This window comes from Streptococcus oralis subsp. dentisani (assembly GCF_003944205.1).
Taxonomy (GTDB): domain Bacteria; phylum Bacillota; class Bacilli; order Lactobacillales; family Streptococcaceae; genus Streptococcus; species Streptococcus oralis_BH.
In genome coordinates this window covers 1-11,959 of the sequence record NZ_RJPH01000007.1, presented here as the reverse complement: position 1 = coordinate 11,959, position 11,959 = coordinate 1, and the positions used below count along the sequence as shown (strand labels likewise).

The window sequence follows — 11,959 nt, the reverse complement described above, 5'->3', positions numbered from 1 at the left end:
GAGAAAATCATATTATGAGCAAAAATAATAACGAAGAGCTAAAGGGATTTAAACGTTTGATATCAAAGTTTAAGCAAAAGGGTAGGGAAGATAGTGATTACCGTAGCCTGGATGCAACTAAATCAAAGCCCGTCAGTCGAAAACTCAAAGAGCAAAAGGAAATTATTCTGAGTGCTAGTGAAGATCTTGAGTTACCAACAGAATCAGTTTCTGTCATGGAAGCCTTAGAAGACTTTCAGGAAAGGAACAGTTTGGGAGTGGCTGACTTGATAAGGAATGTTAGTCAGAGCTTGTCAACTAGCGCTTTAGCTTCCCTCAGCCTTTCTGTCGCAGATTCGTACAGTGAGTCGTTTAGCCAGAGTATATCAGCAAAAGGATTCTCGCTTCGAGAGTCCATGTCTGAGAACTACTCATTAGTGGTCTCTTCTTCAGAATCTGAATTTGAGTCCCTTTCCTTGGTTGATAGCCTCTCTGTTTCTGAGCATTTGACAGGGGAGTCCCTTTGTCAGGATACGGATGCATTCTCTTTGAGTGAAAGTATTGCATACTCCGAGTCCCTTTCTTATGATCAAAATCCTAGTGTCTCCGAGTCCCTTTCCTTGAGTGAATCGGAACAAGCCAGTCAGAGTGTCTCCGAGTCTGAGTTCTATAGCCTGAGTCAGAGTGAGTGGGAATCTATATCCGAATCCCAAAGTCACTCAGAATCAGAGTGGTCGAGTTCTTCCGAATCAGAACAAGCAAGTCAGAGTATTTCCGAGTCAGAGTTCTATAGCTTAAGTCAGAGTGAGTGGGAATCCATATCCGAATCCCAAAGTCACTCAGAATCAGAGTGGTCGAGTTCTTCCGAATCGGAACAAGCGAGTCAGAGTGTCTCCGAGTCTGAGTTCTATAGCCTGAGTCAGAGTGAGTGGGAATCGATTTCCGAATCCCAAAGCTCTTCAGAATCAGAGTGGTGGAGTTATTCCGAATCAGAACAAGCGAGTCAGAATGTCTCAGAGTCGGAGTTCTATAGCCTGAGCCAGAGTGAATGGGAATCCATATCTGAATCCCAAAGTCACTCAGAATCAGAGTGGTGGAGCTCTTCCGAATCAGAGCAAGCGAGCCAGAGTGTTTCCGAGTCCGAGTTCGATAGCCTAAGCCAGAGTGAGTGGGAATCGATTTCTGAATCTCAAAGCCACTCAGAATCAGAGTGGTGGAGTTCTTCCGAATCGGAACAAGCGAGTCAGAGTGTTTCCGAGTCTGAGTTCTATAGCCTAAGCCAGAGCGAGTGGGAATCCATATCCGAATCCCAAAGCCACTCAGAATCAGAGTGGTGGAGCTATTCCGAGTCCGAGTTCTATAGCCTGAGCCAGAGTGAGTGGGAATCCGTTTCGGAATCTCAAAGCCACTCAGAATCAGAGTGGTGGATCTATTCCGAATCAGAACAAGCAAGTCAGAGTGTCTCTGAGTCCGAGTTCTATAGCCTGAGTCAGAGTGAGTGGGAATCCATATCCGAATCCCAAAGCTCTTCAGAATCAGAGTGGTGGAGCTATTCCGAATCGGAACAAGCGAGTCAGAGTATCTCTGAGTCCGAGTTCTATAGCTTGAGTCAGAGTGAATGGGAATCCATATCCGAATCCCAAAGCTCTTCAGAATCAGAGTGGTGGAGTTTTTCCGAATCGGAGCAAGCAAGTCAGAGTGTCTCCGAGTCTGAGTTTTATAGCTTGAGTCAGAGTGAATGGGAATCGATTTCCGAATCTCAAAGTCACTCAGAATCAGAGTGGTGGAGCTATTCCGAATCAGAACAAGCAAGTCAGAGTGTTTCCGAGTCTGAGTTCTATAGCCTAAGCCAGAGCGAATGGGAATCGATTTCCGAATCTCATTCCTTGAGTGAGATGATTTCTCATCTACTTTCTGAGTCCGAGTCGTTAAGTTTGAGCGAAATCCTCTATCTCAGTGAGTCCGAATCCTTAAGTCAAAGTCAACAAATATCTGAATCTTTAAGTCAAAGTCAGAGTGTAGCTGATTCGGTGAGTTTCAGGAAAGCATCCCTATCTCAATCCTATAGTATGTTAGAATCAGAATTTGGTTCCTATAGACAGAGTGTGGCGGAGACAGAAGTATTCGCGCATGACCTGCATGCTTCGGAGCGCCTGTATAAGAGCCTCTCTGAACTGGATATGAGCCCTCTAACTCACCAGCAAAAAGTGCAAGAAGTGATGACACCTGAAATTTCTGAAGAAGAATTGTCTCAAGCACATATTGCTGAGGAGCAACAGGAGCTTGAAAATAGAGAAGAATCAATAAAGAATATAGATTTGCAAGACTCTCTGAAACATCTGTCTCACTATTCAGAATCAAATGGTACAAATTTAAGGATGACAGAACGCCAACTCTACCACCTACTCAAACCAGGTTCGCAGCCCCTAGCACGTGACTTAAGAAATGTTGCAAGTGAATTGTCTGGTTTGGCTGCTATTACTCAAAAAAAGGAAGATGAGAAATCATCCTAAATAGAACTTGCAATCATTAAATAGAAATAATAAAAATTAAAAGGAGTCGCTATGATTAGAAATATGATGTCAAATAGTAACAAAGGTTTGGGTACTACAGATGTACTACCAGTTGACCAATCTCGGATAGAAGTTTTGAATGGAACAGTTGACTATAAAAATGTACCTTTAGGATCTTATGATATCCTAGGGAGATTTGCTTCAGTAGCTCAGAGAGATTATACGGAAGAGCTGAATTTAATTCAATCAATGGGTTTTAATGCCTATAGAATCTCGATTTCTTGGGCACGCATCTTTCCAAATGGTGAAGAGCTGCAGCCGAGTGAAGAGGGGTTGAAATATTATGAAGCAATCATCGATGACGTATTAGAAAAAGATATCGAACCGATTGTGACCTTGAGTCACTTTGACCTTCCGCTGAATCTATACGAAAAATATGGAGCTTGGAAAAGCCGCAAGATGATTGAACTCTTTGAGCGTTATGCAGAAGCGGTCTTTCAGTACTTTAAGGACAAAGTGAAGTATTGGATTACCTTCAATGAGTTCAACGTTTTGCACCATTTGCCGTTTCTTGGTGGAGGATTGTCTTTTGGAGCAGATGACAATCAAGAACAGGTGATTTGGCAAGCAGCTCATTATCAATTAGTTGCTTCTGCACGTGCAATCAAGCTCGGAAAAACAATCAACCCAGAGTTTCAGTTTGGTGGGATGATGGTTGTTAGTAAAAACTACAGTCAGCAAACTGAAAATGCTATTGATGTAATGGAAGCAGAAGTCAAAGATAGGGAAAATTATTTGTTTACAGACGTGCAAGTTCGTGGATACTACCCAAATCACTTTTTGCGTCGTTTAGAACGTGATCAAATCGCCTTGGATATTGAAAACGACGACCTCTTTGTTCTAAGAGATGGGAAAATTGACTTTGTCAGCTTCAGTTATTATGCATCAAGCAATTCCCAAGAAGTTTTTATCAACAAATATGCAAATAATGGTCAAAATCAAAATCGCATAGATTCTGTGGGACTTCGTCTCGTGATGAACAATCTTTATGATCGTTACCAAAAACCACTCTTCGTCGTGGAAGATGATGTGGTCTTGGATGATTCAAATAGTGTAGCAACTGAAGAATTGAAAACAAACATCCAAGAAATCGTGAAAACAGTCGAGTATGATGGTGTGGAATTACTTGGCTATACACCACTTACTTGGACGGAACTAAATTTTTAAAATAGGAAGTAATAACTGAATTTCTTCTACCCTAGAAGTAGTGTTCGTATTTTTACTTTTGAAAATGTCTGATCTATCAATCAGACATTTTTTTAGAAATAGATGGACTTTAAGCTAAGTTCGGGTTTTGCTTGATAGTGCCTCAGAATATTTTCCTTATTTGGAGCTTAGAAAAGAATGGCAATTTACGCTATTTTATGCTACAATGGGGAGTAGTGGTGTAAATCAGAATAAGTAAGGAATAGAGGGAGCAAAATGAGACTGAAGAAAACATTGTTCGGTAACTACCGTGCTAAGGAAGTCGAAGATTGTATCGAAGCATTAGAGGAAGGGTTCGATCGTGAAATTCAAAAGAAGAATGAAAAAATCGAGTCCCTACGTAAAAAAATCGACTCTATGAAGAATCAAGAAAAAGAGATTGGTGAAGCAGTCATTTATGCCAAATCTCTTGTTATTGAGGCTCATGATAGGGCTGAAAAAGAAGCTAAAGAAGTTTTAGAAAAAGCACAAAAAGACTACTTGGATACGAGGGAATCTATTCTCGAAGAAATCGATACTCTGACAAAAAAACGGGCAGAGGCTGAGAGATTGTATAATTTACAAAAAGAAAAAATTAAAAATATTATTAGTCGAATTGATGATTTTCTAGAACTGGACGATATCGATGGCAAACCAAAAGATATCAAAAAAATTCAAGAATTACGTAAAGAACTTGATAGACCAGAGGAAGTTGCTAAGGAGAAAGAAGAGGTGGTGCCTGAGGGTGAGAAAATCCATCTCGAACAACCCCTTGCAAAAACAGGAACAGATAGTGCCATCTCTGTCAGCCACATCACTTCACGTCGCGCAAAACCCAAAAAGAAAGACGAAGATAAGTTCGACGATGATAAGGGCAAGAGAATCAAACGTCTTTCGAGAATTAAACGAGATAACTTTTTGTAAGAGGATAATCAAATATGACAATTTATAACATCAATTTGGGGATTGGCTGGGCGAGTAGCGGTGTAGAATATGCGCAGATCTACCGTGCAAAATTGCTTCGTAGTGTTGGCTTAGAAGCGAAGTTCATCTTTATGGATTTTATATCTGCTGATAATATTGAACATTTGACAAAGAATATCGGCTTTGAAGATTCTGAGGTTATCTGGCTTTATCAGCATTTTACAGATGTCAAAATTGCACCGACGACCTATACGCTAGCACAGGTCTTAGCGAGTTTCGATAAAGAGCCCCTCGAAATTATCCGCGACACCGATATGAAGACGATCCGACTAGTATTTGGTGATGGTGATTTTGTGACTTGTTATGCCTGTGATATGGACAAAGAGTTGATTGAGCGCGCTGAAATTGTTTCGCGTGGTTGTTTGATTCAAAAAGAGTACTACACTTATACGAAGAATTTTATCGAGTATTTTAGTCCGATGAATGGTCATGCGCAATTATATCAACGTACCTGGCTCAATGAAGATGGCAGTGTGGCTTATGAAGAAATCATCAATGAAGTCGATGGTAGACAGGAGACGCAAGTCTATCGTTTCCTAAATCATGTTTTCTATTCTAAGCAAGAGTTTGTCGCGCATTTTATGAGAAGTCTGTCTCTGACGGACAAAGATTTATTGATCTTAGACCGAGAGACAGATATTGGTCAAGCTATCTTTGCTAATAAGGGCGCTGCAAAGCTAGTCGTAATCGTTCATGCAGACCACTTTAGTGAAAATCCTGCTGAGAAAGACTATATTTTATGGAATAACTATTATGAGTATCAGTTCGAATATGCTGACGAAGTGGACTATATCATTAACTCGACCGATGCGCAAACGAACCTACTCAAAGAACAATTCGCTCAATATACAACCATCAAACCAAAGGAAATCTTGACTATTCCGGTGGGAAGTTTGGATCAATTGCGTCATCCAGAAGGAGAGCGCAAGCCGTTTGGATTGATTACAGCTTCGCGCTTGGCCAGTGAAAAACATATCGATTGGTTGATTCACTCTGTAGTGAAGGCACATGAGCAATTACCTGAAATCACTTTTGATATCTATGGTACGGGTGGCGAAAGAGCTATGTTGGAGCAGTTGATTCATGAGTTAAATGCAGGAGAGTATATCCGTCTGATGGGGCATCACCACATGGCAGATGTTTATCGAAATTACTCTGCTTACCTCTCTGCCTCCACAAGTGAAGGATTTGGTTTGACCTTGTTAGAGGCGGTTGGTTCTGGTCTGCCAATTATTGGTTTTGATGTACGTTATGGAAATCCAACCTTTATCCGTGATAGGGAAAATGGCTACTTGATTCCTGAGGCGCGTCCAGATGATCTGGATGCAATGACAACGGAATACGCAGAAAAGATTGTCCAGCTATTTACTCAACATTCCCAAGAAGATCTATCCCGTGTGTCCTACGAGGTGGCAGAACCATATCTTGATGAACATATTGCCCAGCGTTGGTATGATCTTGTTCAATCTGCACAGCATCAGTAGGGATTCGAAAAGAAAGGCATAAACACTATGATTTGTTTATTTGAACGCTATGATCAAGCGAGTTTTGATTTGTTACGTTCACTTAAGGCAGCTGGGCTAGACTGCCCTGTTGTCGTGATCCGAGACGATGGCTACCTCGCACCTGATGTTGAGTCGCCTTACAGTTACTTTACTGGAGATGTGGCTTCAGAGGACGATCTACCTCTTTATTTTAACCTTGTTCCAAGGCCTCATTTGTGGGAAATCCGCTCGAGTAATGTTAATGGTGAAATCTTAGATATGGGTAAGAAACGTGCCAATATCTTTTACCGTCAACCAACACACGAACGTCGTGTGCGTGCAGTCGAGTGGTTGGATGATCAAGGCCGTGTACGTGCTGCGGACATTTACAATCGCAAGGGACGTCTCTTTGCACAGATTACCTATGATGATGCCCAACGTCCAACTCATACACGCTACTTTAATCAGGATAACGTGACGGTGATTATGGAAAATCATTTAACAGAGGATATTGTCTTAACTCTTGATGGAAAACGCCATATTTTTAATTCTAAGCAAGAGTTTGTAATCTTTTACTTGCGATATCGTGGATATGATACAGATCGCATTATCTACAACTCTCTAGCAACACCATTTTTAGTAGCTGTTGGTCTGACTCCGAAAGAAGGACGAGCAGAGGATATTCTCTTCTGGCAGGAGCCAATTGGAGAGGAGTTGCCGGGTAACATGAAAGCAGCGATGCAGTTGCCTCATCGCAACATCCGTATCGCAGTACAGGACAAGCAAGTTTATGATAAAATCCTCAAGCTTGCGACACCAAAAGAGAAGAGTTACTTCCGCAATGTTGGTTATCTCTATCAATACCATCGCCTCAATAATATGAATCCAGAAGCTTTGATTCTGACGAATAGTGACCAAATCGAGCAAATTGAGCCACTTTTGACTCAATTACCAAATGTTCATTTCCATATTGGAGCGATTACTGAGATGTCAAGTCGTTTAATGGAATTAAATCGCTATCCGAATATTTCCCTCTATCCTAATATTCGTCCAGCTAAGGTGAATGAGCTCTTTGCTCGCTGTGACTTGTATCTGGATATCAATATCAGTGATGAAATTCTCAATGGTAGTCGAACAGCTTTTGAGAATAATATGCTGATTCTCAGTTTTGAGACGACTTGTCACAATCATCGTTTCGTTGCAGAAAGTCATATTTATCCGGTGGAAAATGTATCAGCCATGGTAGGTAAGATTCAGGGAGTTCTCTCTCTTCCTTCTGAGATGGAGGCTGCCCTTGCTAAGCAAAAACAGGCAGCGAATCAGGCTGATCTGGAAGCCTACAAGGCAATTTTATAAGCTAATAAGACAAGGGCTTGCTTTCGATGAAAGCAAGTTCCTTTCTATCAACAGAAAAGGAGGAGCACATGTCTAACAAGGACAATAGCATTTTACAAGAACATATACGAGAACAGCTAGATAATCGAAAGAAACCCCTAAAAAGGGAGAAGCAAGATTTTAGCATGATTGCCGTGCTGGGCGGAGTTCTCTTTCTCGTAACTCTTTTGGTCACACTACTCATGCAGTTGGGACGCTTTTTTTAGGAACTTTTCTGGATGGAGATGGTCTCCAGAAAAGATGAACCTTGACGATTTGTTCGTCAAGGTTTTTTTGTTCCTGTCTAACTGAACTAGGGTGAAAGGGTGGGGAAAGTAGAGATGTCGAAAAATAATAAAACGCTTTCAATTATTTGAGCCTTAAAAGCGAATTTTAGGTAAAAATTAGGTGTTTTCATTTGTCATTTCGAGTATAATTGCTTGAAAAGGAGGAGCTGTTTTGATAAAATGGAAAATGGTATATACTAGTTAAAAGCAACTGGTATATCCCAGATGGAATCTGCTTTTTCTGAGTCAAAGGGATAAAAACTGAGACTGACTGCGGTTTGATTATCTCTGGTTTTGAGAGGGCAGCGCAACTACGCTTTGTTAATGATCATGAGGTTAACAAAGGGTCGCATTTTGATGAAAAGAAAGGAAACAAATGTTTCGAAGTAAAAAGTTTAACAAAGATTTCGAGATCGTAGATGAGAAAAAGCGTTATAAGCTTTACAAGTCGGGTAAAAACTGGGTAAAAGCCTCGAACTCTCAATTGGATCTCTTCCGTATCGGTGGGATGGGCGAAGTTGTCTCTAGTACCCTGTCAGACACTGAAGAACTTGATCACGCACACCTTAGTTTTAACACGCTAGCGGGTATAGGAGGAATCCTGGCCGCGGGAGCTGCAGGATTTGTGATGACTCAAGAGCAAACTGTTTATGCGGATGAAACATCTGAGTATACAGAAAAGGATAAAACAGTCATCGCAGCTGAACCAAAAGCAGCTGAAACAACTGAAACAAGTACTAACTCAATCATCGCTCAAGCGCAAGCAGAAGTAAAGAAAGCTCAAGCAGAACAAGCATCTGCTTCAGCTTCTGTATCAGTCAGTCAATCTGTTGAGGCTCAAGCGAGTGCGAGTCAGTCAGCTTCAGTCAGTCAATCTGCCTCAGCGAGTCAGTCAGCATCTGCAAGTGCTTCAACATCAGCAAGTGCTTCAACATCAGCAAGTCAGTCAACTGCTCCAGCATCTGAGTCAGCGAGTCAATCAACATCAGCTCCTGTATCAGCTTCAGCAAGTGCCAAAGCATCTGCCTCAGCAAGCTCTACACCATCAGCGTCAGCGAGCGCTCAAGCTTCAACTTCACTAGTTGAGAGCACTAGTGCAACGAGTGGATCAGAAGTACAAGCATCTGTCTCAACTTCTGCCTCAGCATCATTCAATGGCGACACCAAACCTGCAGCTAGCTTAGCATCAAGCAAACTCGGTGATGCTTTGTCTAGTGCAACTCAACTTAGTAGTCAAGTAGTAGCAACTAGCAACAATATCGCAGCTGGTGTGGTAGCAGATAAGAACCAAGCCCAAGGCAAGGATACAACCAAGCAAGCTGAGAAAAACCAAAAGGTTGACAATACTGTAGCGACTGCACCAAAGACAGGGTATTCTGGATTTAGAGCAAATCCGATCGATACTGGTTCAAAAGAGCCATTCTTTCTAAATACTGACCCATATAGTATCAATTCTCCAGAAACAAGTGGTCGTTTAAATAGACAACGGGTCTTTCTGGGACGAGCAGGTGTTCCTTTCTCGGTAACATATTACATGCATAAGTCTCAATTTGATGCGGACGAATATCCTTACGGTTCATATAAGGATAGTGAGTCTGCAGGACTTTCTCCAAGAACAACTCTAGAGACTCGAAACTGGCAAGAAGCACAAGAGAAATATAATATTACCTCGGAAACAGGTCGTGTGGAAGTGGCTCCTGGACGTTATATTCCATATGTAACTTTTAAGAGTGATAATCCAAAACCACTTAGAAGTAGTGTCAATCTGGATGTGACCTTTGATGGACGTAGCTTTCCTCAAACCAGCGTATTCATGAACTTCACTACTTCTCAGTTTAAGGGACCTGCTGTAACGTATGATGCCGAAGGGAAAAAAGAAGCACTGGCTCCTCTTGCAAAATATAAAGTAGGAGATACAGTCAATGAAACCTACTATTTCCATAATGATAAACAGTATAGATATGAGCAAGATGCTAGAAATGCTATTACTTTGTACGCTGGTAATGGTGGTTGGACCAAACCGATGGGCTTGAGGTTTGTTCAAGGAGTGGAAAGACGTGCTGATTTTACCTATGTTCCTAAAGTCACTGTTACGGGGACTGTTAAAACTGAAAATCCTAATTATCTTATCAGACATAATGATGGAGTGGGAGGTAAGGATGCTGAATTCTTTACCTATCTAGGCCGTCCAGAAGAAGTTGTAACCGAGGCTGCGCAGGAGTCAATTATCAACAAGAGCAAAGACTCACTAACTCCTTCCCCTGAACCACTAGTTCCTGAAGTTGAAGTTGGTAAACGAGTTAATGAAACTTTATATGTTCATGATGGTAATAACAAAGGAGACAAGTCTGTTGGTTCTTGGCAAAGTCCTTACCTTGCAGATCAAGCGGTTGAACTGATTCATGGTAAGAAAGAACTAGAAGCACTTGGATTAACAGTTACTACTAAAACCGTTCCATCAGGGGGTGGTAAAACTGGCTATATCCCATCTATCCAAATTTCTGGGACGCCTACTGGAACAGGAACTGTAACACTTAAATATAAGATTACTGACGAAGCAGGACAGCTTAACTTTAAGGACATTCAAATCAATGTTAAAGAAAGCGGATCCCTTAGCCAATCAGCTTCAGCATCAGTATCAGCAAGCCAAAGCGCTTCAGCATCAGTATCAGCAAGCCAAAGCGCCTCAGCGAGTGCTTCACTTAGCGCAGGTCAATCTCACTCAGCAAGTTTGAGTGCTAGCCAGAGTGCCTCAGTCAGCTCATCTCTAAGTGCGAGTCGCTCAGCCTCAGCAAGTGTAAGCTCAAGCCGTTCAGCCAGCGCATCGCTTAGCGCAAGTCGCTCAGCTTCAGCATCAGTAAGCTCAAGTCGTTCAGCCAGTGCTTCAGTGAGTGCATCACTTAGCGCAAGTCGCTCAGCTTCAGCTTCTGTAAGCTCAAGTCGTTCAGCCAGTGCTTCAGCGAGTGCATCACTTAGCGCAAGTCGCTCAGCTTCGGCTTCTGTAAGCTCAAGCCAATCAACTAGCGTATCAGTAAGCTCAAGTCAATCAGCATCAGCGTCTGTAAGTGCAAGCCAATCAGCTAGCGCATCAGTAAGCTCAAGTCAATCGGCTTCAGCATCAGTATCAGCAAGCCAAAGTGCTTCAGCATCTGTATCTGCAAGTCAAAGTGCTTCAGCATCAGTAAGCTCAAGTCAATCGGCTTCAGCGTCTGTAAGTACAAGCCAATCAGCTAGCGCATCAGTAAGTGCTAGTCAATCAGCATCTGTATCAGCAAGCCAATCAGCTTCAGCTTCAGTATCAGCAAGTCAAAGTACTTCAGCATCAGTAAGCTCAAGTCAATCGGCTTCAGCATCTGTATCAGCAAGCCAAAGCGCTTCAGCATCAGTATCTGCAAGTCAAAGTGCTTCAGCGTCAGTAAGTGCAAGCCAATCAGCTAGCGCATCAGTATCTGCAAGCCAAAGCGCTTCAGCATCAGTATCTGCAAGTCAAAGTGCTTCAGCGTCAGTAAGTGCAAGCCAATCAGCAAGCACATCTGTATCAGCCAGCCAAAGTGCCTCAGCTTCAGCATCTGTATCAGCTAGCCAAAGTGCTTCAGCATCAGTATCTGCAAGTCAAAGTGCTTCAGCGTCTGTAAGTGCAAGCCAAAGCGCATCAGCATCAGTATCAGCAAGCATCAGTGCGAGCCAATCAGCATCTGTATCAGCTAGTCAATCAGCATCAAGCTCAGCAAGCGCGAGCCAAAGTGCTTCAGCAAGTGCGAGCGTAAGTGCTTCTGTAAGCTCAAGCCAATCAGCTTCAGCATCAGTAAGTGCAAGTCACTCAGCATCTGTATCAGCTAGCCAATCAGCAAGCGCCTCTGTATCAGCAAGTCAAAGTGCTTCAACATCAGTAAGCGCGAGCCAAAGTGCCTCAGCTTCGGCATCTAACAACCAGAACTCAGCTTCTATCTCAGCAAGCGCGAGCCAGTCTGCGTCAATTAGTGCAAGCCAAAGCGCTTCAGCATCAGTAAGTGCAAGCATCAGTGCAAGCCAATCAGCATCAAGCTCAGCAAGCGCGAGCCAAAGTGCTTCAGCAAGTGCGAGCGTAAGTGCT

7 protein-coding genes are annotated in these 11,959 nt (G+C 42.4%); all 7 read left to right on the top strand.

Annotated elements, in window-relative coordinates:
- Positions 1-14 precede the first annotated feature (14 nt).
- Positions 15-2,492, top strand: coding sequence for a hypothetical protein (locus D8805_RS05970; protein WP_125416176.1), 2,478 nt, complete (start codon positions 15-17; stop codon positions 2,490-2,492).
- A gap of 51 nt (positions 2,493-2,543) precedes the next feature.
- Positions 2,544-3,719, top strand: a complete 1,176-nt coding sequence (locus tag D8805_RS05965; RefSeq protein WP_125416174.1) for a family 1 glycosylhydrolase — start codon at positions 2,544-2,546, stop codon at positions 3,717-3,719.
- Between the two features lie 255 nt (positions 3,720-3,974).
- Positions 3,975-4,661, top strand: coding sequence for a hypothetical protein (locus tag D8805_RS05960; RefSeq protein ID WP_125416172.1), 687 nt, complete (start codon positions 3,975-3,977; stop codon positions 4,659-4,661).
- Positions 4,662-4,675: 14 nt separating this feature from the next.
- Entirely contained in the window at positions 4,676-6,205 is a 1,530-nt protein-coding gene (gene gtfA / locus D8805_RS05955; RefSeq protein ID WP_125416170.1) for an accessory Sec system glycosyltransferase GtfA, read from the top strand.
- A 27-nt stretch (positions 6,206-6,232) separates the two neighbouring features.
- Entirely contained in the window at positions 6,233-7,561 is a 1,329-nt protein-coding gene (gtfB, locus tag D8805_RS05950; protein WP_125416167.1) for an accessory Sec system glycosylation chaperone GtfB, read from the top strand.
- A gap of 68 nt (positions 7,562-7,629) precedes the next feature.
- A complete protein-coding gene (locus tag D8805_RS05945) occupies positions 7,630-7,806 on the top strand; it encodes a hypothetical protein (RefSeq protein WP_000066117.1) in 177 nt (58 codons plus the stop codon).
- A 436-nt stretch (positions 7,807-8,242) separates the two neighbouring features.
- Positions 8,243-11,959: KxYKxGKxW signal peptide domain-containing protein (locus D8805_RS10250; protein ID WP_260469908.1), on the top strand; the 3,717-nt coding region annotated here is incomplete at its 3' end.

What these genes read in the sequence shown, in the direction of transcription:
- D8805_RS05970 (WP_125416176.1), top strand. Translation starts at nt 15, where the DNA reads ATGAGCAAAAATAATAACGAAGAGCTAAAGGGATTTAAACGTTTGATA.
- D8805_RS05965 (WP_125416174.1), top strand. Translation starts at nt 2,544, where the DNA reads ATGATTAGAAATATGATGTCAAATAGTAACAAAGGTTTGGGTACTACA.
- D8805_RS05945 (WP_000066117.1), top strand. Translation starts at nt 7,630, where the DNA reads ATGTCTAACAAGGACAATAGCATTTTACAAGAACATATACGAGAACAG.
- D8805_RS05960 (WP_125416172.1), top strand. Translation starts at nt 3,975, where the DNA reads ATGAGACTGAAGAAAACATTGTTCGGTAACTACCGTGCTAAGGAAGTC.
- gtfA (WP_125416170.1), top strand. Translation starts at nt 4,676, where the DNA reads ATGACAATTTATAACATCAATTTGGGGATTGGCTGGGCGAGTAGCGGT.
- gtfB (WP_125416167.1), top strand. Translation starts at nt 6,233, where the DNA reads ATGATTTGTTTATTTGAACGCTATGATCAAGCGAGTTTTGATTTGTTA.